The sequence below is a fragment of the Streptomyces sp. NPDC055400 genome, assembly GCF_053644375.1.
Genome location: NZ_JBSHLM010000013.1, coordinates 174,921 through 197,667 on the forward strand (window position 1 = coordinate 174,921; position 22,747 = coordinate 197,667).

The 22,747-nt window shown below is 72.7% G+C and carries 13 protein-coding genes; 8 read left to right on the forward strand and 5 right to left on the reverse strand.

Annotation, left to right across the window (positions count from 1 at the left end; translation table 11 throughout):
- Positions 1-99: 99 nt before the first annotated feature.
- The 4 genes from ACWIGU_RS31040 to ACWIGU_RS31055 all read left to right on the forward strand — a co-directional run bounded on the left by ACWIGU_RS31040 (position 100) and on the right by ACWIGU_RS31055 (position 8,408).
- Complete coding sequence (locus ACWIGU_RS31040; protein ID WP_454404994.1) at positions 100-2,658, forward strand: protein kinase domain-containing protein; 2,559 nt, start codon at positions 100-102, stop codon at positions 2,656-2,658.
- Positions 2,659-2,683: 25 nt separating this feature from the next.
- The gene (locus tag ACWIGU_RS31045; protein WP_454404995.1) at positions 2,684-5,002 is read left to right on the forward strand and encodes a protein kinase domain-containing protein; all 2,319 of its coding nucleotides are present in this window, start codon (positions 2,684-2,686) and stop codon (positions 5,000-5,002) included.
- A 196-nt stretch (positions 5,003-5,198) separates the two neighbouring features.
- Positions 5,199-7,817, forward strand: coding sequence for an alpha-glucan family phosphorylase (gene glgP, locus ACWIGU_RS31050; RefSeq protein ID WP_454404996.1), 2,619 nt, complete (start codon positions 5,199-5,201; stop codon positions 7,815-7,817).
- A gap of 69 nt (positions 7,818-7,886) precedes the next feature.
- Complete coding sequence (locus tag ACWIGU_RS31055) at positions 7,887-8,408, forward strand: GNAT family N-acetyltransferase (protein WP_454404997.1); 522 nt, start codon at positions 7,887-7,889, stop codon at positions 8,406-8,408.
- A 55-nt stretch (positions 8,409-8,463) separates the two neighbouring features.
- Here the strand turns inward: ACWIGU_RS31055 and ACWIGU_RS31060 are convergent, their stop codons facing one another.
- The 4 genes from ACWIGU_RS31060 to ACWIGU_RS31075 form a co-directional block, all read right to left on the reverse strand.
- Positions 8,464-10,047 (reverse strand): M4 family metallopeptidase, encoded by a 1,584-nt coding sequence (locus ACWIGU_RS31060; protein WP_454404998.1) that lies wholly within the window; start codon positions 10,045-10,047, stop codon positions 8,464-8,466.
- Between the two features lie 262 nt (positions 10,048-10,309).
- Positions 10,310-12,367, reverse strand: a complete 2,058-nt coding sequence (locus tag ACWIGU_RS31065) for a M4 family metallopeptidase (protein ID WP_454404999.1) — start codon at positions 12,365-12,367, stop codon at positions 10,310-10,312.
- 366 nt (positions 12,368-12,733) lie between these two features.
- The gene (locus tag ACWIGU_RS31070) at positions 12,734-14,617 is read right to left on the reverse strand and encodes an ABC transporter ATP-binding protein (protein ID WP_454405000.1); all 1,884 of its coding nucleotides are present in this window, start codon (positions 14,615-14,617) and stop codon (positions 12,734-12,736) included.
- A complete protein-coding gene (locus ACWIGU_RS31075) occupies positions 14,614-16,488 on the reverse strand; it encodes an ABC transporter ATP-binding protein (protein WP_454405001.1) in 1,875 nt (624 codons plus the stop codon). The genes ACWIGU_RS31070 and ACWIGU_RS31075 overlap by 4 nt, the downstream gene beginning before the upstream one ends.
- Before the next feature lie 174 nt (positions 16,489-16,662).
- Between ACWIGU_RS31075 and ACWIGU_RS31080 the strand changes: the two genes are divergently transcribed.
- Genes ACWIGU_RS31080 through ACWIGU_RS31095 form a run of 4 tightly spaced genes read left to right on the forward strand, consistent with a single transcriptional unit; the run spans position 16,663 to position 20,290 of the window.
- Positions 16,663-17,601 carry an ABC transporter ATP-binding protein gene (locus ACWIGU_RS31080; RefSeq protein ID WP_454405002.1) on the forward strand — a complete coding sequence of 313 codons (939 nt, stop codon included), beginning with the start codon at positions 16,663-16,665 and terminating at the stop codon, positions 17,599-17,601.
- On the forward strand, positions 17,598-18,362 hold the full coding sequence (locus ACWIGU_RS31085; RefSeq protein WP_454405003.1) for an ABC transporter permease: 765 nt from the start codon (positions 17,598-17,600) through the stop codon (positions 18,360-18,362). Before ACWIGU_RS31080 ends, ACWIGU_RS31085 begins: the two co-directional genes overlap by 4 nt.
- Positions 18,363-18,378: 16 nt before the next feature.
- Complete coding sequence (locus ACWIGU_RS31090) at positions 18,379-19,656, forward strand: sensor histidine kinase (RefSeq protein ID WP_454405004.1); 1,278 nt, start codon at positions 18,379-18,381, stop codon at positions 19,654-19,656.
- Positions 19,646-20,290 carry a response regulator gene (locus tag ACWIGU_RS31095; protein WP_454405005.1) on the forward strand — a complete coding sequence of 215 codons (645 nt, stop codon included), beginning with the start codon at positions 19,646-19,648 and terminating at the stop codon, positions 20,288-20,290. The genes ACWIGU_RS31090 and ACWIGU_RS31095 overlap by 11 nt, the downstream gene beginning before the upstream one ends.
- A gap of 10 nt (positions 20,291-20,300) precedes the next feature.
- Here ACWIGU_RS31095 and glgX read toward each other — a convergent pair whose 3' ends face one another.
- Positions 20,301-22,598 (reverse strand): glycogen debranching protein GlgX, encoded by a 2,298-nt coding sequence (gene glgX / locus ACWIGU_RS31100; RefSeq protein ID WP_454405006.1) that lies wholly within the window; start codon positions 22,596-22,598, stop codon positions 20,301-20,303.
- Positions 22,599-22,747: the final 149 nt, after the last annotated feature.

A 22,747-nucleotide genomic window follows, 5' to 3' on the forward strand; every position in this document is an offset into this window, starting at 1 on the left:
TCTGCGGCGCACCGAGTAATCTGCCGGAGCGTCACGGAAGGTGAGCACGCGCACAGTTGAGACGCGGGATCCGGACAACGGCACGGGGGGACGGGGCGGATGATCGGCCGGCTGCGGGAGGGGTCGCCCGCGCAGATAGGTCCGTACGAGACGCTGGCCAGGCTCGGGGCGGGCGGTATGGGCGAGGTGTTCCTCGCCACCGACGGGCCGCGCGTCCCGGAGTCCCTGGTCGCCGTGAAGGCGATCCGCCGCGAGGTCGCCGGGGACCCGGCGTTCCGCGCCCGGTTCCGGCGTGAGATCGCCGTCGCCGCGTCGGTGGTGAGCCCCTTCGTGGCGCGGCTCGTCGCCGGTGACGCCGACGCGGAGCAGCCCTGGCTCGCCACGGAGTACGTCCCCGGCCCGACCCTCGCCGAGGCGGTGCGCCGGCACGGGCCGCTGCCCGCGCCCGCCGTCCTCGCGCTCGGCGCCGGGATGGCCCGGGCCCTGTCCGCGGTGCACGCCGCGGGCGCCCTGCACCGGGACCTGAAGCCGGCGAACGTCCTGCTCGGCGCCGACGGGCCCAAGCTGATCGACTTCGGCGTGGCGCGCACCCCCGGCGCCACCACGATGACCTCGACCGGGCTGCTGGTCGGGACGCCGGGCTTCATGTCGCCGGAGCATGTCGCGGGCGGGCGGCATGTGGTGGCCGCCTCCGACGTGTTCTGCCTGGCCTCGGTCCTCGCCCACGCGGCGACAGGGCGCGACCCGTTCGGTGACGGCCCGGTGGCGGCGGTCCTCTACCGGATCTCACGCGCGGAGGCCGAACTCGGTGACGTTCCACAGGAGTTGAGGGACATCCTGGCCGAGTGTCTCGTTCAGGACCCCGGGGCGCGGCCCGGACCGGAGGCACTCGCCGAGCGGTTCGCCGCCCTGGCCGGTTCCGGCGGGCCCGACGCCGGCTGGCCGGACCCCGTGGTGGAGTCGATCGCCGAGACGCGGCGGGACGTGGCGCACCTGTGCGCCGCCGGACAGCCCCTGGTACCGCTCCCGCAGGACAGCGCGCCGGACGGCCGCACCCCCACGCGCACCCCCACCCGCACCCCGACGCAGCGCTCGGCCCCGCCCGCCCTCATGCCGCACGACCTGCCCACCATGGGCGCGGCCCCGCCCGCCACCCCGGCAACCACACCTGCGCGCCGGGCCCTGAGCCGCCGTACCCTCCTCGCCACGGTCCTCGCGGTGGCCGTCGCGGGCGGAGCCGTCGGCGCGCTGCTCGCGCTGCGCGGCCCCGCCACGGGCGACGAGGCCGGCGGCCCGGGCGGCCAGGGCGCCGGACCCACGCCCTCCACCACGCTCTCGCCCGCCGCACTCGTCGCACGGGCCGGGGTGGACGGGGCCGGGACGGACGACCGGAGCGGCTACGTACCGCAGTTCCGGGAGCAGCGGCCCAAGGGCTGGAAGCCGTGGCGGGGCAGGCTCGGGCACGCGCCCATGAGCTGCGCCGCCGACACCCGGGCCGTCGTCTGCCTGCTCACCGACGGGACGTACGAGGCGCTCGACGCGAGCAGCGGCCGGCGGCTGTGGACGTCCGACGGGCGCTCGCCCGCGGACGGCGATGTCGGCGACGAGGCCTACATCAGTCCCTCGGGCAAGCTGTTCATGCCCGGCGACTCGCTGGCCCCGACGGTCCGCGGCGGCACCACGGTCATCGCCCACAAGGGCCGCCTCCAGGTGCGGGACTCCCGCTCGGGCGGCGTGCGCTGGTCGGCCGCGCCGGACGGCGGCACGCACTTCACCGCGGCCCTGCTCACCGACGAGGGCCGCCTCGTCACGTCCCAGGAGGGCTCGGCGGACGGCGTGGACGGACCGGCGGGCGCGAAGCTGAGGACGTTCCGCCTGAAGGACGGCGCACCCGGCTGGACCCACACGCTCAGCACCGGCGAGCTCGCCGGTGCCGAACTGGGCGCCTACACAGCCGGCCTGGCCCACGGCGGCCTCGTCTACGCCGACGCGAAAGAGGGCGTCGTCGCACTCGACGAGCGGACCGGCACCCGGGTCGGCACCCCGTACGGCAAGGGGCAGTGCCGCACCCTGATGGCGCAGGACGGGCAGGTGCTGTGCACCCAGGTCCTGTCCGGCGACGGCTCCTTCGACGACCCCAACACCACGCCCCAGACCCGGGTCACCCGCCTCGACTCCCGTACGCTCGCGGTCGAGGGCACTTTCGGCTTCAAGGCGCCGAAGGTGCAGGCGGACGGCTTTCCCGGGTCCGACGTCGTCGTGAGCGCGGTCGGACCCCGCGCCGCGGTCGCCTACGACACGACGAACGAGAAGCTCCTGGTCGCCGAAGCGCGCCACGGCCGCGTCACCCGCAGAGAACCCCTCACGACCGTCACCGACGTGATCAAGCGGCCGGTCTCGTCGGGACCGCTGATCACCGGCGGCCGCGCCCTGACCGCCGACAACACCACGCTCCGGTCCGTGCCGCTGGGGGCGAAGGGCAAGGCCCGCGCCACCGTCGTCCCGGGGGCCCCCGGAAACCCGCAGGTCAAGGAGCACACCGACCCCGGCACGGTCATCGCCGACTCGCCGCGGCCTCCGACGCTCCTGCTGCTCGGCGGGGTCGTGACGCTCGTCTACGACCAGGGGACCGTCGTGTCCCTGGAGATCCCGGCGTAGTCGCGCGCACCGCACCGCCCCGTCCTTGGAGGATCCGTTGCTCGACCCGCTGCCCGGGCCCCCGCGGCACATCGGCCCCTACCGGCTGCTCGCCCTCATCGGCGCGGGCGGCATGGGCGAGGTGTACCTGGCGCGGGCGCACCGGCCGGGGGCACCGCTCGTCGCCGTCAAGACGGTCAGGGCGGACCTCGACGTCGACCGCGAGTTCCGGATCAGGTTCCGCCGCGAGATCGCCGCCGCGCGTGCCGTCTCCGGTCCCGGCACGGCCGCGCTCCTCGACGGGGACGCCGACACCCAAGTGCCCTGGCTGGCCACGGAGTACGTGCCCGGGCCCGCGCTCGCCGAGACAGTCGCCCGCTGCGGTCCGCTGCCCGTCCCCGCGGTGCGCGCCCTCGGCGCCCGGCTCGCCCGCGCCCTCGCCGCCGTGCACGCGGCGCACGTCCTGCACCGGGACCTCAAACCCGGCAACGTCCTGCTCACGCCCGAGGGCCCCAAGCTCATCGACTTCGGCATCGCGCAGGCCTTCGAGGCCACGGCGCTCACGGCCGCGGGGATGATCGTCGGCACCCCCGGGTTCATGGCGCCCGAGCAGATCGAGGGCAGCCACGCCGTCGTGCCCGCCTCGGACGTCTTCGCGCTCGGCGCCGTGCTCTGCCACGCCGCCACGGGCCGGGGCCCCTTCGACGACCCCGAACTCGCGTCGGTCATCTTCCGCATCACCCAGGGGGACGCGGATCTGTCGGCGGTCCCGGAGGAGCTGCGCGAGACGGTCGCCGCGTGCCTGCGGGTGGCGCCGGGGGAGCGGCCCGGCGCGGCGGAGCTCGCGCGGCGGCTCGACCCGGGTCCCGCCGACGCCCCGGTGCCCTGGCCCACCGAGGTGCTCTCGCTCTTCGCCGAGCACCGGGAGGCCGTGGCCCGCTGCGAACAGGACGTGGCCGCACGGTCGTTCGCGGCGGCCGACACGGCGGCGGGGACCGGACCCACGCCGCCCGCCACACCTGTGATGCCTGAGGCACCCCCCGCCCCGCCCGGCCGCGGGACACCCCGCCGCTGGCCGTGGCTGGTCGCGGCGGCGGTCGCCGGAGCCGCAGTGGCCGCCGCGGCGGTCGTCCTGCCGGGCGGGGGCGGCACGGGCGCGGGCGGTGGCACGTCACCCGGACACGAAGGCTCCAGGCCCCCCGGCGGCCCCCGCGTCGTCACCGCCTACGGATCCGCCGACCGCTCAGGAGAGTTCGGCACGGCCGGCACCCGCGCCTCCGCCCGACCCGACGGATGGAAGCCCTGGTCCGTGGACCGCCCCGCCGCCCTGGACGACCGCGGCCGCGGCTGCGTGCTGGTCCTGCCCCGGCTGATCTGCCGCGACGGCAAGGGCGCGGCGGCCGCCTTCGACGCCGCGAGCGGCCGGGGCGGCTGGACGTCCCGCGGGTTCACGGCCGGACCGGACGACCTCCAGGGCGTCCAGGAGCTGCCGCCCGAGAGCGACGGCACCCGCGTGTTCGTGCCCAGCGAGCTGGGAGTCACCGGCGTCGACGCCGCGACCGGCACCGTCCGCTGGCGCCGGCGCATGCCCCGGTACACCGGTCTGCTCGCCCTGACGTACGCGAAGGGTGTCGTCTACACCGCCGAGTTCACCCTGACCCCCGGCACCAGCATGTCCCGCAGTACGGTCGTGCGGGCCCGGCGCGCCCGGGACGGCCACGAGCTGTGGCGCACCGCCCCGCTGCCCAAGCCGCAGGGCCCGCTCCTGACCGGCGACGGCCGCGTCTACCTGGCCGCCGAGGGCGGCGGAGTCCTCGCCCTCTCCGCGAAGGACGGCTCCCGCGCCGCCTCCGCCCCCGCCACGACCTGCTTCGCCCTCCTGCGCCACGTGTCGTCCGTCCTGTGCTGGGACCTCGAACACCCGGGCGTGCGGGAACTCGACGGCCGCACCCTCGCCACCCGGCGCACCGTCGCGGCCGACGTGCGGCCCACGCTGCCCGGTCCCGTCGTCGGCGCGGACGGCGTGCTCGTCGTGCCGGCCGACAACGAGGACGCGTCGGACCCCGTCGACCACTTCCTCACGGCGTACGACTGGCGCACCGGCCGGCGCCTGTGGCACTACGGCGCGCCCCAGGAGACCGCCGGCCTCGCCCTCGCGGGCAAACGGGTGCTGTCCTTCGGCGCGTACGCCCTCGAAGGGCGGAACACATCGGGCGACGTCAACACGCTCCGCAGGAAGGACACCCCGCGCACCGGGCCGGGGACCGGGGCAGCGGCCGTACACCTGGGCCAACCCCTTTATCTGGGCGGCGCGTTGTTCGCCGACACCGACGAGGGCAAGGTCGTCTCCGGCTACGCCCCGTGACCCCGCTCCGGCCGCCGCGACCCCCGCGTACCGCTGGGAACCGCGTGACACGGGGGCCTTGCGACCCCGTGCGCCGTGGTAGCCGGAGCCCGGTGGCCGTACCGTCGGAGGTGACAGCCGGAGGCCGCGCGACGGAGCGCGTCCTCCTCGCACGTGTGCGCGTATGCCCGCCGCGTCCCCCTACAGAGGTGAGAACGTGAAGGCCATCCGTCGATTCACCGTCCGTCCCGTCCTGCCCGGGCCCCTCGCCCCCCTCCACGAGCTGGCCCGCAACCTGCGCTGGTCCTGGCACGCCGGGACGCGCGACCTCTTCCAGGCCGTGGACCCCGGGCGCTGGGCCGCGTCCGACGGGGACCCGGTGAGACTGCTCGGCGCCGTGCCGCACGCGCGGCTCGCCGAACTCGCGGCCGACGAGGGATTCCTGCGCCTGCTCGGCGAGGCCGCGGACGACCTCAGGTCCTATGTGGAGGGCGACCGCTGGTACCAGACGCAGATGCGCGGCGGCGGTCTGCCCGCCGCCATCGGATACTTCTCGCCCGAGTTCGGCATCACCGCCGCCCTGCCCCAGTACTCGGGCGGCCTCGGCATCCTCGCCGGCGACCACCTCAAGGCGGCCAGCGACCTCGGGGTGCCGCTGATCGGCGTAGGACTCCTCTACCGGCACGGCTACTTCCGGCAGTCCCTGTCCAGGGACGGCTGGCAGCAGGAGCACTATCCCGTCCTCGACCCGCACGAACTGCCGCTGACCCCGCTCCGCGAACCCGACGGCACCGACTGCCGGGTCGCGCTCGCCCTGCCCGGCGGCGGCCGGCTGCTCGCCCGCGTCTGGCAGGCCCAGGTCGGCCGCGTGCCGCTCCTGCTGCTCGACTCGGACGTCGAGGAGAACGGCCCCGGCGAACGCAACGTCACCGACCGGCTCTACGGCGGCGGCAGCGAGCACCGGCTCCTCCAGGAGATGCTGCTCGGCATCGGCGGGGTGCGGGCCGTGCGCGCGTACTGCCGCCTCACCGGCCATCCCGAACCCGAGGTGTTCCACACGAACGAGGGGCACGCCGGCTTCCTCGGGGTCGAGCGGATCCACGAGCTCGCCGCACTCGGGGTGGACTTCGACGCCGCCATCGAAGCCGTACGCGCCGGGACCGTCTTCACCACGCACACCCCCGTCCCCGCGGGCATCGACCGCTTCGACCGGGAACTCGTCGCCCGCCACTTCGGCCCCGGCGCCGAACTCCCCGGCATCGACGCCGCACGCATCCTCGGCCTCGGCACGGAGACGTACACGGGAGGCAACCCGAACGTCTTCAACATGGCCGTGATGGGCCTGCGCCTCGCCCAGCGCGCCAACGGCGTCTCCACCCTGCACGGCCGGGTCAGCCGCGAGATGTTCTCGGGACTGTGGCCGGGCTTCGACCCGGAGGAGGTCCCCATCACCTCCGTCACGAACGGCGTGCACGCCCCCACCTGGGTGGCTCCCGAGGTCCTGCGGCTCGGCGCCCGCCACATCGGCGAACAGCGCACCCTGGACGCGCTCGCCGCCGGAGGATCCGACCGCTGGGACGCCGTCGCCGACATCGCCGACCGGGACATCTGGGAGCTGCGCCGCGAGCTGCGCGGCCGCCTGGTGGACGAGGTCCGCGAACGCCTCGCCGCGTCCTGGCGGCAGCGCGGCGCGGGCGCGGCGGAACTGGGCTGGATCGACGGGGTGCTCGACCCCGGCATCCTCACCATCGGCTTCGCCCGCCGCGTCCCCTCCTACAAGCGGCTCACCCTGATGCTGCGCGACCCGGACCGCCTGATGCGCCTCCTCCTCGACCCGGACCGGCCCGTCCAGATCGTCGTGGCGGGCAAGGCACACCCGGCGGACGACGGCGGCAAGCGCCTCGTGCAGGAGCTGGTGCGCTTCACCGACGACCCGCGCGTGCGCCATCGCATCGTGTTCCTGCCGGACTACGGCATGGCCATGGCGCAGAAGCTCTACCCGGGCTGCGACATCTGGCTCAACAACCCGTTGCGCCCCCTGGAGGCCTGCGGGACGTCCGGTATGAAGGCCGCCCTGAACGGCTGTCTCAACCTCTCCGTCCTCGACGGCTGGTGGGACGAGTGGTTCTCGCCCGACTTCGGCTGGGCGATCCCCACCGCGGACGGCACGGCCACCGACGAGCAGCGGCGCGACGACCTGGAGGCCGCGGCCCTCTACGACCTCGTCGAGCGCAGGGTCGCCCCCCGCTTCTACGAGCGCGGCCCCGAAGGACTGCCCGACCGCTGGATCGAGATGGTCCGCCGCACCCTCACCCACCTGGGCCCGAAGGTCCTCGCCGGGCGCATGGTCCGCGAGTACGTCGAGAAGCTGTACGCCCCCGCGGCCCGCTCGGGCCGCGCCCTCACCGCCGACGCGGCGCGCGAGCTCGCCCGGTGGAAGTCCCGGGTCCGCGCGTCCTGGCCCCGGGTGGCCGTCGACCATGTGGAGGCGTCCACGGCCACGGCCGAGCTCGGTGCGACGCTGGTGCTGCGCGTGCGGGTGGCGCTCGACGAACTCGGCCCCGAGGACGTCGAGGTCCAGGCGGTGGCCGGCCGCGTCGGCTCCGACGACCGCATCACCGACGCGACGACGGTGGCCCTCAAGCCGGCCGGCGGCCCTGACCTGGACGGCCGCTGGGCGTACGAGGGTCCGCTCTCCCTCGACCGTACGGGCCCCTACGGCTACACGGTCCGCATCCTGCCCGCCCACCGGCTGCTCGCCTCGCCGGCGGAGACGGGTCTGGTGACCGTCCCCTCGGAGACGGCCGCGGAGGCGGCGGGGGTGCTCTTGCGCTGAGGGCGCTGAGGATGTGCCGAGGACGGCCGGATGGTCGGCGGCGTCGCGGGTCTCGGCGAAGATGGACCCATGACCGAGATCCAGACGCCCCGCCTCCTGCTCCGCCGCTGGTCCGACGACGACCTCGTGCCCCTCTCCGAGATCCAGGCGGACCCGGACGTCATGCGCCGGGTCGGTGACGGCGGCCCGCGCGACCTGGAGCGGACGGCCGAGGACATCGAGCGCTGGGAGGAGGAGTGGGACGAGGAGGGCTTCGGCCCGTTCGCCGTCGAGCTCCTCGCCTCCGGCGAGCTGGCCGGTGTCGTCGGCCTCTCGGTGTCCGAGCTCCAGCCCGGCATCGAGATCAACTGGTGGCTCGGCCGCCAGTTCTGGGGCCAGGGGTACGCCTCCGAGGCCGCCCAGGCCACCCTGGAGTTCGCCCTCCAGGACCGCGGCGTCGACCGGGTCATCGCCCTGATCCGCCCCGGCGACACGGGCTCGGAGAACATCGCCCGCAAGCTCGGCATGGCGGAGGGACACGAGTTCACGCACCCGAAGCACGGCTTCGCGCTCCAGGTGCACGCGATCGACCTCACGGAGTACGAGGCCTGACGCGCGAAGGGGCGGCACCCCGCGGTGCCGCCCCCCAACTCGCTTGCGCCTTACGTCACTTGACGTTGACCGCGGCCCACGCCCGGTCGACCGCCTTGTACTCCGCCGAGTCGGCGCCGTACAGGTCAGACGCCGCGCTCAGCGTGCCCTTGCGCGCGCCCGCGTAGTCCGTGTTCGTCGTGAAGTACGACGTCAGGGCCTTGAACCAGATCTTCTCGGCCTTGTCGCGGCCGATGCCCGCGGCCGGCTGGCCGTCCGCGGTCGGGGAGTCGTACGAGACCCCGTTGATCTCCTTCTTCCCGCTGCCCTCCGACAGCAGGTAGAAGAAGTGGTTGGCGATGCCCGACGAGTAGTGGACGTCGACGTTGCCCGCGCCGGCCTTCCAGTTGTCGAGGGACGCGCCGTCCTTGCTCGGCTTGTCCATGTAGCGCAGCGGGGAGCCGTCGCCGTTGATGTCGATCTTCTCGCCGATGAGGTAGTCGCCGACGTCCTTGGGGTTGTTCGCGTGGAACTCGACCGCGGTGCCGAAGATGTCGGACGTGGCCTCGTTCAGGCCGCCGGACTCACCGCTGTAGATGAGGCCCGCGGTCGCCGCCGTCACGCCGTGCGACATCTCGTGGCCTGCCACGTCGATCGAGGTGAGGGGCTTCTTGTCGCCCTCGCCGTCGCCGTACGTCATGCAGAAGCAGCTGTCGTCCCAGAACGCGTTGACGTACGCGTTGCCGTAGTGGACCCGCGAGTACGCGCCCTTGCCGTCGCCGTTGATGCCGCTGCGGCCTTGGACGTCCTTGTAGTAGTCCCACGTGACCTGGGCGCCGTAGGCGGCGTCGACCGCGGCCGTGGCCGCGTCGTTGGTGGTGCCGTCGCCCCACTTGTCGTCCGCGTCGGTGAACAGCGTGCCCTTGCCGGACGACCCGTGCTTGAGGTCGTACGTGCTGTGGCCGCCGCGCTCCGCGTCCGTGAGGGCGTACGAGGAACCGGACTTGGTGGAGCCGACCGTCACGCTGCCGCTGTACTGGCTCTCGCCGGCGCCGGTGTGGATCGCGTCCCACTCGAAGATCTTCTTGCCGGTCGCGGCATCCGTGACGACGTGCAGCTTGCGCGGCGTGCCGTCCTTCTGCGTGCCGGTGACGACCTTCTCGTAGGCGAGGCGCGGGGTGCCCGATGCCGCCCAGACCACCTTGCGGGCGCCCTCGGGGGCGGCCTTGAGGGAGGCGGAGGCCGTCGACACGGCGATTCTCTTCGAGGTCGCGCGGGTGACGCCCTCGGACTTGCCGGCCTTGGACTCGTGGACGACCAGGTCGCCGCCGAGGACCGGGAGTCCGTCGTAGGTGCGCTCGTAGCGGGTGTGCGTCGTGCCGTCGCGGTCCTTGACCACGTCACGGACGACGAGCTTCTCCTTGGAGTCGAGCTTCAGCTCCTTGGCCGTCTCGGCCTTCTTCGCGTCGGCGTCCTGGAGGAGGCCGGCGCGGGCACTGGCGGTGAGGGTCATGGGCGCCGCGCTCGGAGTGGGGTCCGGCGCGGGCTGTGCGGTGGCGCCGGTGGTCGTTCCGGCGGCGATGAGGGCCCCGGCAGCGACAGCGGTGGCTATGGCCAGAGTCGAACGCTTCTTGGTGAAGCGCGATATGTGGGGGATCACGCAAGCTCCCTGTACATGTGTGGGGGGTAAGTGAGCTGAGTGGTGCGTGTTGCGTGTTGCGTGTTGCGTGGGGAAGCGTGCCAGTTGAGGCCTGTACATGTCAGGAGGGCGATCGCAGGTTGGCCGGAAATCGTCCGTTGAGCGATGTCTCTTGTACGTATTGCGAACGGAACATGAACGGGCGCGCCGTCCCGGGGAGTTGACTCACCCGGGGCGACGCGCCCAGACCGTGCGGGTCGTGCCGGTGAAGCGGTTGTGCGGTCTACGGGAAGGTGAGCTTCCAGCTGTTGATGTAGCCGGTGTCCTGCGCGGCCACGTCCTGGACCTTCAGCTTCCAGGTGCCGTTGGCCACCTCGGAGGACGCGTTGACCGTGTAGGTCGCGTTGACGTTGTCCGCCGAGTCGCTGCCGCTGGAGTTCTTCAGGCGGTACGTGGACCCGTCCGGGGCCACCAGGTCGATGACCAGGTCACCGCGCCAGGTGTGCACGATGTCCACGGCGACCTGGAGGTTGCTCGGCGCGTTGCCGGTACGGCCGGTCACGGCGATCGACGAGGTGACCGCGGCGCCCGCGTCCGGGATCGCGACGTCGGTCGTGTTCTCGAACGACGTACCACCGCCGCCACCACCGGAGCGCGAGCCCACGTTGACGCCCGCCCAGGCGTCCTGCACGGCCTTGTACTCGGCGCTCGTGGTGCCGTACAGCTCACCGGCCGCGGCCAGCGTGCCGGTGCGGGCGCCCGCGTAGTTCGTGGTGGTGGTGAACTTCGTGGTGAGCGCCTTGAACCAGATCAGCGCGGCCTTGTCGCGGCCGATGCCGGTGACCGGAAGGCCGTCCGACGTCGGCGAGTTGTAGCTCACGCCGTTGATGACCTTGGCGCCGCTGCCCTCGCTCAGCAGGTAGAAGAAGTGGTTGGCGACACCCGACGAGTAGTGCACGTCGAGGTTGCCCACACCCGAGTACCAGGAGTCGGCGGACCCGCCGTCCTTACTCGGCTTGTCCATGTAGCGCAGCGGCGTGCCGTCGCCGTTGATGTCTATCTTCTCGCCTATGAGGTAGTCGCCCACGTCGGAGGCGTTGTTGGCGTAGAACTCGACGGCGGTGCCGAAGATGTCGGACGTCGCCTCGTTCAGGCCGCCTGACTCACCGCTGTAGTTGAGGCCGGCCGTCGCGGCGGTGACGCCGTGGGTCATCTCGTGGCCCGCGACGTCGATCGAGGTGAGGGGCTTGAGGTTGCCCGAGCCGTCGCCGTACGTCATGCAGAAGCAGCTGTCGTCCCAGAACGCGTTGACGTACGCGTTGCCGTAGTGCACCCGCGAGTACGCGGCGACACCGTCACCGCGGATACCGGTGCGGCCCTGGACGTTCTTGTAGTAGTCCCAGGTCAGCGCCGCGCCGTAGTGCGCGTCCGCGGCCGCGGTCTCGGTGTTCGAGGCGCTGCCGTTGCCCCACACGTCGTCCGCGCCCGAGTAGAGGGTGCCGGTGCCCGACGAGCCGTGGTTCAGGTTGTACGTCTTGTGCCCGCCGCGACCGGTGTCGTTGAGCGTGTACGACGATCCGGACTGGGACGTGCCGAGTGTCACGGTGCCGCTGTACTGCGTGTTGCCCGTGCCGTTCTCGATGCCCTGCCACTCGTACAGCTTCTTGCCGGTCGCCGCGTCCGTGACGACGTGCAGCTGGTTCGGGGTGCCGTCGTCCTGGAGACCGCCGACCACGGTCTCGTACGCGAGGGTCGGCTTGCCCTGCGCCATCCACACGACCTTGCGCGGCGCGCGGTCCGCCGCGGTCTTCTTCGATCCGTCGGCCGCAGCGGCCTTGACCGCCTGCCGCTCCGCCGTGGCCGGCTTGACCGCGGCGGTGGTGGCGACGCCCTTGAGCGCCGACTTCGCGGCGCGCGTCACGCCCTCGGTCTTCCCCGACTTGGCCGTGTCGACGACCAGGTCACCGCCGAGGACGGGAAGTCCGTCGTAGGTGCGCTCGTAGCGGGTGTGCGTCGTGCCGTCACGGTCCTGCAGGACGTCACGGACGACGAGCTTCTCCTTGGCGCCGAGGCCGAGGACCTTGGCGGTGTCCGCCTTGGTGGAGTTGGCCTCGCGCAGCAGCTCCGCGCGCTTGGCGGGGGAGAGCTTCGCGGGGAGGGCGCCGGGGTCTGCGCCCTTCGCGACGGCCTTGGCGACCGCCGTGGCCGGCTTGACGTCCGCCGAGGCCATGCCGCCCGCCTGGACGGCGGCGGCGAGCAGGGCGGTGACCGCGGCGAGCGCGCCGTAGGCGGTCGCTCTCTTGCGGGAGGCGGATCTGTGGGAGGTGTCGGACGTTCTCAAGGCTGACTCCTTCTGCGGGCCGCGGATCGCACGGCCGGGGAAGACCGGACGGCGAATGACCGTCCGGGCAGAACAAGGCAGAACAAGGCAGAGCAAGGGCTGTGCGGGGCGGTGCGAGGTGGAACTGCGAAGCCGGGCAAAGCTGGGCACATCTGGGCACAACGGGTCGTGCTGCAGTTCTCGAACTGGCCGCGCCAGTTCGGCTGTGGGACAGCTGTGCGAGACCGAGGGAAGAGTGGCAGCAGAGAGCGTTGTCTGTCAGGAGCGCGTCATGAGGTTGGCCGGAAATGGTTCGTTGCCCGGATGTTCACGTTCGATATACGGAGCTGTTGCCCGGACGCGGAGGGGCCGCGTCCGGTCCGTGGCTCAGCCGACCACGCTCTCCCGCCAGGCACGATGCAGATCCGCGAACGCTCCTGTACCGCAGATCAGTTGGTCCGGGGTGCCGTCCTCGGCGATCCGCCCGTGTTCCATGACCAGAACGCGGTCGGCGATCTCCACCGTCGACAGCCGGTGCGCGATGACGACCGCGGTACGGCCGCGCAGCACCGTGTGCATCGCGCGCTGCACCGCCCGCTCGCCGGGGATGTCGAGGGAGCTCGTCGCCTCGTCGAGGATCAGGACCGCCGGGTCGGCGAGCAACGCGCGTGCGAACGCCACCAACTGCCGCTGCCCGGCCGAAATTCGACCCCCGCGTTTGCGCACATCCGTGTCGTAGCCGTCCGGGAGCGCCGTGATGAAGTCGTGCGCGCCGATCGCCTTCGCGGCGCGCTCGATCTCCTCGCGGCTCGCCTGGGGCCGCCCGATCGCGATGTTCTCGGCGACCGTGCCGGAGAACAGGAACGCCTCCTGCGTCACCATCACGACACCCCGCCGCAGCTCGGCCGTGCCGAGGTCGCGCAGGTCGACGCCGTCGAGCAGGACCCGGCCCGCCGAGGGGTCGTAGAAGCGGGCCAGGAGCTTGGCGAGGGTCGACTTCCCGGCGCCCGTGGAGCCGACGACGGCGACCGTCTGTCCCGCGGGCAGCGTGAGATCGAAGCGGGGGAGCACCTCGCCGCCGGTGCGGTAGCCGAACGAGACCTGGTCGAAGACGACCTCGCGGCCCGGGCGGTCGCCGGCGAGCTCGGGCAGATCGCGCGGCGACGACGGCTCGGGCACGGTCGGCGTCTGGTGCAGCAGGCCGGCGATCTTGCGGAGTGAAGCGGCCGCGGACTCATAGGAGTTGAGGAACATCGCGAGCCGGTCGATGGGGTCGTACAGACGGCGGATGAACAGCACGGCGGCCGCCAGGACACCCAGTTCGAGCGTGCCGCCGGCGACGCGGTAGGCACCCCACAGGACCATTCCCGCCACCGCGGTGTTCGCGAGGAGGCGGGAGCCGACAACGTAGCGCGCCATTTCGAGCAGCGCGTCACCGTTGACCCGCTCGTGGCGGTGGTTCAGCCCGGCGAAGTCCGCGTCGTTGGCGCGCTCGCGGCGGAAGGCGCGCACCGGCCTGATCCCGTTCATCGTCTCGGCGAACTTCACGATGACGCGCGCGATCGCGGAGGACCGCTCCGCGTACACCCGGGCCGCGCGCCGCCGGTACATCTGGATCAGTACGGCGAGTGGCAGGAACGACAGGGCGGCCACGGCACCGATCCCGACGTCGAGCCAGAGCAGCATCGCCGTGATGTACACGGACGCCAGGATGATGTTGATGAGCTCCTGGAGCCCCTCGGCGAGCAGCTCGCGCAGGGACTCGACGTCCGTCGTCGCACGGGAGATGAGCCGCCCGGACGTGTAGCGGTCGTGGAAGTCCACGCTGAGGGCCTGCGCGTGCCGGAAGATGCGGCCGCGCAGGTCGAGCAGCACGTTCTGGTTCACCCGCGCCGACACCTGCACGAACGCGAACTGGAAGAAGCTGGAGCAGCACGCCGCCAGGAGATAGCCGACCGCCACCGCGATCAGCGGACCGTGGTCGCTCTCGCGGAAGGCGGGCACCGCGCTGTCGATGGCGTACGCGACGAGGAGCGGCCCCGCCTGCACGGCGGCCTGCTGGACCAGCAGACACAGTACGGCCAGCAACACGGTGCGCCGGCTCGGCGCGAGCAGGGAGCGCAGGAGCGCGCCGGTCGCGCCCTTGGGGGCGGGCAGGTCGTCCTGGTCGAACGGGTCCCCGGGGGAGGGGAGCCGCAGTTCCTCGCCGTCGTCGCTGCCTTCGGCCGCCGGATCCTGCGGCGTGCGGTCCGGCCTGGCCGTCGTGGTCATCGCGTGCCCTTCCCCTCTGGCCCGTCCTCGTCGGTCTCCGGGCCGTCACCGATCTCCAGGTCCTCTTCGGTCTCCAGGTCCGCTCCCGACATGAGGTGCCGGTACTCGGCGTTCGCGCGCAGCAGCTCCTGGTGCGTGCCCACGGCGGTGATCCGGCCGCCCGACAGGAGCGCGACGCGGTCGGCGAGCAGCACCGTCGACGGCCGGTGCGCGACGACGAGCGCCGTGCTCGTGGCGAGCACCTCCCGCAGGGCCGCCTCCACCAGCGCCTCCGTGTGTACGTCGAGCGCGGACAGCGGATCGTCGAGCACGAGGAAGCGCGGGCTGCCCACGACCGCGCGGGCGAGCGCGAGCCGCTGCCGCTGCCCGCCCGAGAGGCTGAGCCCCTGCTCGCCGACCTGCGTACCGGCCCCGTCCGGCAGCGACTTCACGAATCCGGCCTGCGCGACGCCGAGCGCCCGGTCGAGCTTCGAGGCGTCCGCTTCGCCCGCGCCCATCAGCACGTTCTCCGCGACGGACGCCGAGAACAGGGTGGGTTCCTCGAAGGCCACCGAGACGAGGGTGCGCAGCTCCTCGCGCTCCATCGACGCGATGTCCCGCCCGTCGAGCGTGATCCGCCCGCCGGTGAGCTCGTGCAGGCGGGGCACGAGCGCGGTCAGGGTCGTCTTGCCGCTGCCGGTCGCCCCGACGAGCGCCATGGTCTCCCCGGACCGCACCTGCAGATCGATGCGCTCCAGGACGGGCTCGGACATGTCGGGGGCGTCCGGATAGCGGAAGCGGACCCCCTCGAACCGCAGTCCGCCCGCACCGTCTTCAGTCGCGGGGGTGCCCGCCGCCGGGACCCCCTCGCTCTCCGCCCGCTCGTCCATCACCTCGAAGAACCGTCGGGTCGCCGTCGCCGCCTCCTGGCTCATGGCGAGCAGGAACCCGATCGAGTCGATCGGCCAGCGCAGCGCGAGCGCCGTCGACAGGAAGGCCACCAGCGTCCCCGCGGACAGCTTCCCGTCCGCGACCTGCACGGAGCCGAGCACCAGTGCCGCCCCGAGCGCCACCTCCGGCAGCAGCGTGATCACCCCGAGGATCCCCGCGAGCAGCCGCGCCTTCGTCAGCTCGGTCCCGCGCAGCGTGCGCGACAGGTCACGGAAGGCCCGCGCCTGGCTGCGGTGCCGCCCGAACCCCTTGATGATCCGGATGCCGAGCACGGACTCCTCGACCACGGTGGTCAGATCCCCGACCTGGTCCTGGGCGCGGCGCGCGGCCGACGCGTACGTCGACTCGAAGCGGTAGCAGAGCACCATCAGTGGCAGCGCGGGCGCGAGCAGGACTAGTCCGAGCCTCCAGTCCTGCGCGACGAGCAGCACGAACCCGGCGACGATCGTCACGCCGTTGACGATCAGGAACGTCAGCGGAAAGGCCAGGAACATCCGTACGACCATGAGGTCGGTCGTCCCGCGGGACAGCAACTGCCCCGAGGCCCACCGGTCGTGGAACGCGACGGGCAGCCGCTGCAGATGCCGGTACAGATCCGCCCGCATGGCCGCCTCGACGCTCGCCAGCGGCCGCGCCACCAGCCACCGTCTCAGCCCGAAGAGCAGCGCCTCGGCGACCCCGAGCGCCAGCAGCATCCCCGCGCCCAGCCACACCCCGCCCGGGTCGTGGTCCGTGACCGGCCCGTCCACGAGCCACTTCAGGACGATGGGGAAGACGAGCGACAGACACGAGGCGACCACGGCGACTGCCGCCGCCCCGGCCCAGCGTGCCCGCACCGGCCGTACGTACGGCCACAGGCGCAGCAGCGTGCGCGCGGCGGACTGCTCCGCCGCCGGGGCGAGTCGGTCAGGGTCCGTGGCCGGTGCATGTGTAGTGGGCATCAGGAGTGAGACTACGGATCGGCACTGACAACGCCCACCGGGTTTCCGCCGATCCCGCCCCCGCGCCACGGCTCGCCCCGCAGAGGTCGTAGCGCCGTATCAACCGATCGGCTGATGCCCTTTCGAGCGCGATGGGCGATGCCCGCGAGCGCCCGGCTCCGGGATTCTCGGAGCATGACGACGACACACAGCGCAGCGCGGGGCGACAGGCCCCTGATCGAGGTCGCCGGGCTCCGCAAGGTCTACGCGGGGCGGGCCGTCGTCGACGACCTCTCGTTCACCGTCGGGGAGGGCGAGATCTTCGGCATCCTCGGCCCGAACGGCGCCGGCAAGACGACCACGGTCGAGTGCGTCGAAGGGCTGCGCGTCCCCGACGCCGGACGTGTCCGTGTCGCGGGCCTCGACCCCGTCGCCGACCACGACCGCGTCACCGAGATCCTCGGCGCCCAGCTCCAGGAGAGTGAACTCCAGGCGAAACTCACCGTCCGCGAGGCGCTCGAACTGTACGCGGCGTTCTACCCGAACCCGGCCGACTGGCGCCCTCTCGCCGAGCGCCTGCGCCTCACGGACAAGCTCGGCACCCGCTTCGCGAAGCTCAGCGGCGGCCAGAAACAGCGCCTGTTCATCGCGCTCGCGCTGATCGGGAACCCTCGGGTCGTCGTCCTCGACGAGCTGACCACCGGCCTCGACCCGCGCGCCCGCCGCGACACCTGGCAGCTCATCGAGGACGTCCGCGACAGCGGCGTCACCGTCCTGCTCGTCACGCACTTCATGGAGGAGGCCCAGCGCCTCTGCGACCGGATCGCCGTGATCGACAAGGGCCGGATCGCCGCGCTCGACACCCCGGCGGGCCTCATCAGCAGGTCCTCGGCGTCCACCGTCATGTCGTTCACCCCGTCCGCGCCCCTCGACGAAGAGGCGCTGCGGGGCCTGCCCGCGCTCGTGTCCGTGGAGCACCGGGACGGCCGCGTCACCCTGGGCGGCACCGACGAGACGGTCAACGCCGTCATCACACTGCTCGCCCGCCACCACATCACGGCCCACCAACTCCGCGTGTCCGACGCCACGTTGGACGACGCGTTCCTGGACCTGACGGGAGCCACCCAGCCATGAGCACAGCGACCCTGACCCGTACGTCGCCCGACCGGGCCGTCCTGCGGACCGAGGCCCGGCTCTTCCGGCGCGAGCCGGCCGGCCTCTTCTGGATCGTCGTCTTCCCGACGGTCCTGCTCGTCATCCTCGGCTCCATCCCCTCCTTCCGCGAGGCCGACAAGTCCCTCGGCGGCATCCGTCTCGTCGACGCGTACGTCCCCGTGACCGTGCTGCTCTCCATGATCATGTCGGGCCTGCAGTCCATGCCGCCCGTCATCACCGGCTACCGCGAGCGCGGCATCCTGCGCCGCATGTCGACGACGCCCGTCCGCCCCGCGGCGCTGCTCGGCGCCCAGATGGGCATTCACGGCATCGCCGCACTCTGCTCGGCGGCCCTCTCCCTCGCCGTGGGCCGGATCGCCTACGACGTACCGCTGCCGAAGCAGGCCGCCGGCTATCTGCTGGCCCTCGTGCTCGCGGTGCTCGGCGCGCTGGCGCTCGGCGCGCTCGTGTCGGCCCTGTCGCGCACGACGAAGATCTCCAACGCGATCGGCTCGGTCGTCTTCTTCCCGATGATGTTCTGCGCGGGTGTGTGGCTGCCCGTCCAGGCGATGCCCGGCGCCCTCGCGCACATAGTCGAGTACACGCCGTTCGGCGCCGCCGCCCAGGCCCTCGGCCAGGCCGCTTCGGGCGACTGGCCGGACTGGTCCCACCTGGGCGTCCTCGCCGTGTGGACCGTGCTCCTGTCGGCCGGCGCCTCGCGCTGGTTCCGCTGGGAGTGACGTGCAGACTGGAGCCATGGACAGGGAACGCGCGGGTGTCGTGGACGGCACCATCCGGCAGCGGTGGGCGGCCTTCCACCGCTACGGCCCCTTCGCCCTGCTGGTCTTCAGCATCCCCCTGGTCCTGGCCACCTCGGACATCGCCGGCATGGGCCGCGACCGGGCCCAGTGGTATCTCGCCGCCGGCCTCGTCGCGTCGGCCCTGCTCCTGGAGAGCACGTGGGGCAGGCGGGCGCTGCGCCGTCCAGGACCCTCCGCGACGGGCGCCGGCTACTACACGGTGCGCTGGGCCCTCGCCTTCGCCCTGACGTGGCTCAACCCGTTCTTCGTGTTCTACGCCGTCATCGGCTACTTCAGCGCCGACCGGCTGCTGCCGCGCCGCTTCGTGCGTACGGGACTGTTCGCGACGGCGATCGTCATGGCGGGTTCCGAGTCCGGCGGGTTCCCGCTGAAGGGCTCGGTCACCTGGGCCGTCTTCGGGGCGCTGCTCGCCGTGAACATGGGGCTGGTCTCCGTGATGATGCACATCAACGTCAAGGAGGAGGAGCGCAACCGCCTCCAGGACGAGACCATCGCCGAACTGGAGCGCACCAACAAGGCGCTCCAGGACGCCATGGACGAGAACGCCCAGCTTCACACCCAACTCCTCGTCCAGGCAAGAGAAGCGGGTGTCGCCGACGAGCGCCGCCGCCTCGCCGCCGAGATCCACGACACCATCGCGCAGGGCCTGACCGGGATCATCGCCCAGCTCCAGGTCGTCGCGGGTACCGCCGACCCGGAACAGGCCCGCCGGCACCTCGACCGCGCCGCCGACCTCGCCCGGCACAGCCTCGGCGAGGCCCGCCGCTCCGTGCACAACCTCTCCCCGGCGGCCCTGGAGAACGCCTCCCTGCCCGAAGCGCTGAAGAAGACCGTCACCGAATGGTCCCGGCGCACCGGCGTACGTGCCGAGTTCACCGTCACCGGTACCACGGAGCAGCTGCACGACGAGATCGAGGCGACCCTCCTGCGCATCGCCGAGGAGGCCCTGTCGAACGCGGCCCGGCACGCCCACGCCGGGCGGCTCGGCGTCACGCTCTCCTACATGGCGGGCGAGGTCACCCTCGACGTGCGCGACGACGGCCGCGGCTTCGACCCCTTGGAGCTGCCCGCCCGCACCGGCACCGGCGGCTTCGGCCTCGACGGGATGCGGGCCCGCGCCGAACGCATCGCGGGCGCGCTGACGGTGGAGTCCGAGCCGGGCGGCGGCACGGCCGTATCGGCTCGCGTACCGTTGGTGCGCCATGACCAGTGACTCCGTCATCTCTCTGCTGATCGTCGACGACCACCCCGTCGTACGGGACGGCCTGCGCGGCATGTTCGAGTCGGCCGGGGACTTCACGGTCCTCGGCGAGGCGTCGAACGGCGTCGAGGCCGTCGAACTCGCCGCCCGCCTCGACCCGGACGTCGTCCTCATGGACCTGCGCATGCCCGGCGGGAACGGCGTGGACGCCATCAGGGAACTCACCCGCCGGGGTGCTCGCTCCCGCGTCCTCGTCCTCACCACGTACGACACGGACTCGGACACGCTGCCCGCGATCGAGGCGGGCGCCACCGGCTACCTCCTCAAGGACGCCCCGCGCGAGGAGCTGTTCACGGCCGTGCGCGCCGCCGCCGACGGCCGCACCGTGCTCTCCCCGGCGGTCGCCTCCCGTCTGGTCACCGCGGTGCGCACCCCGGCCGCCCCCGCCGGCGAACCTCTCTCGGCCCGCGAGCGCGAGGTCCTCGCCCTGGTCGCCAAGGGCACGTCGAACAAAGAGATCGCCCGCGTCCTGTTCATCAGCGAGGCGACCGTGAAGACCCACCTCACCCACGTCTACGGCAAGTTGGGCGTGAAGGACCGCGCGGCGGCGGTCGCCGTGGCGTACGACCGGAAGATTCTCGGCTAGAGGGTCGGCGTCAGCCCTCCCCCTGGTCCGAGGGGAGCGCCCGCAGCAGCAGCACCGTCCGCCCCGGCACAGTGATGACCGCCCCCGCCGCGTGCGTCACCGCCGGCGCGTCCTCCTGCCCCTCCAGCGACGTGTCCACCACGACCTCGTACGTACGTGCCCACGGACCGCCGGGCAGGACATAGCCCTGCGGGGCGTCCCCGGCGTGCAGGACCGCGAGGAAACTGTCGTCCGTCACTGGTGCGCCCAGCGCGTCGCGGCCCGGGATGTCGCGCCCGGAGAGGTACATCCCCAGCGTCGCCGCCGGCGCGTACCAGTCCCGCTCCGTCATCTCCGTGCCGCGGGCCGTGAACCACGCGAGGTCCCGCAGCCCGTCCGCCGAGTGCGCGCGCCCGGAGAAGAACGCGCGTCGCCGCAGCACCGGATGCGCGTGCCGCAGCGCGATGAGCCGAGAGGTCAGGTCGAACAGGGCCCGCCAGCCCGGCTCTTCGAGGAGCGACCAGTCCACCCAGCTGATCTCGTTGTCCTGGCAGTACGCGTTGTTGTTGCCGCGCTGCGTGCGCCCCAGCTCATCACCGGCGACGAGCATCGGCACCCCGGTGGACAGCAGCAGCGTCGTCAGCAGATTCCTCAACTGCCGCCTGCGCAGGGCGAGTACGTCCTCGTCCGATGTCTCACCCTCCGCGCCGCAGTTCCAGGCACGGTTGTCATCGGTGCCGTCGCGATTGCCCTCGCCGTTGGCCTCGTTGTGCTTGCGGCCGTACGAGACCAGGTCGCGCAGCGTGAACCCGTCGTGGGCGGTGACGAAGTTGACCGACGCGTACGGGCGCCGGCCGCCCCACGCGTACAGGTCGCTCGACCCGGACAGCCGGTAGCCGAGGTCGCGCACATCGGGCAGGGCGCCGCGCCAGAAGTCCCGGACGGCATTGCGGTAGCGGTCGTTCCACTCCGTCCACAGAGGTGGGAAGGCGCCGACCTGGTAGCCGCCCGAGCCCACGTCCCACGGCTCCGCGATCAGCTTCACCCGCCGCAGGACCGGGTCCTGCGCGATCACCGCGAGGAACGGCGACAGCATGTCCACGTCGTGCATCGAGCGGGCGAGCGCCGCCGCCAGGTCGAAGCGGAAGCCGTCCACACCCATCTCCGTCACCCAGTAGCGCAGGGAGTCGGTGAGCAGGCGCAGCACGTGCGGCTGCACGACGTGCAGGGTGTTGCCGCAGCCCGTGTAGTCCGCGTACCGGCGCGCGTCGTCCTGGAGGCGGTAGTAGCCGCGGTTGTCGATGCCCTTCAGGGACAGGGTCGGGCCGAGCTCGCCGGCCTCCGCCGTGTGGTTGTAGACCACGTCGAGGATGACCTCGATACCGGCCTCGTGCAGCGCCCGCACCATCCGCTTGAACTCGCCGACCTGCTGTCCGCCCGTCCCGGACGCCGCGTACGCCGCGTGCGGGGCGAAGTAGCCGATGGAGTTGTAGCCCCAGTAGTTGCGCAGCCCCCGGCGCAGCAGGTGGTCCTCGTGGGCGAACTGGTGCACGGGCAGCAGCTCGACCGCCGTCACCCCCAGCTTCACCAGGTGCTCCACCGCCGCGGGATGCGCCAGCCCCGCGTACGTCCCCCGCAGCTCCTCCGGGATCCCCGGGTGCCGCTGGGTGAACCCCTTCACATGCAGCTCGTAGATCACCGAGTCCGCCCACGGCGTCTTCGGACGGCGGTCGTCCGCCCACTCGTCGTCGGGCGCGTCGTCGTGGACGACCACCCCCTTGGGGACGTACGGCGCCGAGTCCCGGTCGTCGCGCACGGTGTCGGCCACATGCTGCTCGGGCCAGTCGCGCACGTGGCCGTAGACCTCCGGCGGCAGTCCGAAGTCGCCGTCCACGGCGCGCGCGTACGGGTCGAGGAGCAGCTTCGCCGGGTTCCAGCGGGCGCCGGTCCACGGGTCCCAGCGGCCGTGCACCCGGAACCCGTACCGCTGTCCCGGCAGCACATCGGGGACGAAGCCGTGCCAGATCTCGTGCGTCAGTTCGGTCAGCGGGGCGCGGCGCTCGCGGCCCGCCTCGTCGAAGAGACAGAGGTCGACCGACTCCGCACCGCCCGCCCAGAGCGCGAAGTTGGTGCCCGCCGTGCCGTCGGGCCCGACCCGGAAGCGCGCGCCCAGCGGGGTCGGGGCGCCCGGCCGGACCGGTTCGACGGGCGGCGGCCGCTCTCTCGTGCGGCGGCCCTTCCTTCCGGGTGCGGAGCGCGCCTGCGGAAGCCCCGCGGGCCGTTCCACCAGGGCATCCTGTGCTGCCTCCTGCTCGGGTGCGCTCGCCACCTGTCATGCCTCCCGCGGCTCGGTCGGGCCGGCGCCACCGGCAGGGGAAGGGCGTGCGGCGTCCCGGCCGCGGCTCCCCGTCGCGTCGTCCTCCCCAGTGTTCTGCCCAGAGCTTGGGTCGCACTCACGTTTCCCCGGTGGGGTGACGG

Excerpts from the sequence above, each read along its gene's own strand:
- ACWIGU_RS31080 (WP_454405002.1), top strand. The coding sequence starts at position 16,663 with ATGACGACGACACACAGCGCAGCGCGGGGCGACAGGCCCCTGATCGAG.
- ACWIGU_RS31085 (WP_454405003.1), top strand. The coding sequence starts at position 17,598 with ATGAGCACAGCGACCCTGACCCGTACGTCGCCCGACCGGGCCGTCCTG.
- ACWIGU_RS31070 (WP_454405000.1), bottom strand. The coding sequence starts at position 14,617 with ATGACCACGACGGCCAGGCCGGACCGCACGCCGCAGGATCCGGCGGCC.
- ACWIGU_RS31040 (WP_454404994.1), top strand. The coding sequence starts at position 100 with ATGATCGGCCGGCTGCGGGAGGGGTCGCCCGCGCAGATAGGTCCGTAC.
- ACWIGU_RS31055 (WP_454404997.1), top strand. The coding sequence starts at position 7,887 with ATGACCGAGATCCAGACGCCCCGCCTCCTGCTCCGCCGCTGGTCCGAC.
- ACWIGU_RS31095 (WP_454405005.1), top strand. The coding sequence starts at position 19,646 with ATGACCAGTGACTCCGTCATCTCTCTGCTGATCGTCGACGACCACCCC.
- ACWIGU_RS31090 (WP_454405004.1), top strand. The coding sequence starts at position 18,379 with ATGGACAGGGAACGCGCGGGTGTCGTGGACGGCACCATCCGGCAGCGG.
- ACWIGU_RS31075 (WP_454405001.1), bottom strand. The coding sequence starts at position 16,488 with ATGCCCACTACACATGCACCGGCCACGGACCCTGACCGACTCGCCCCG.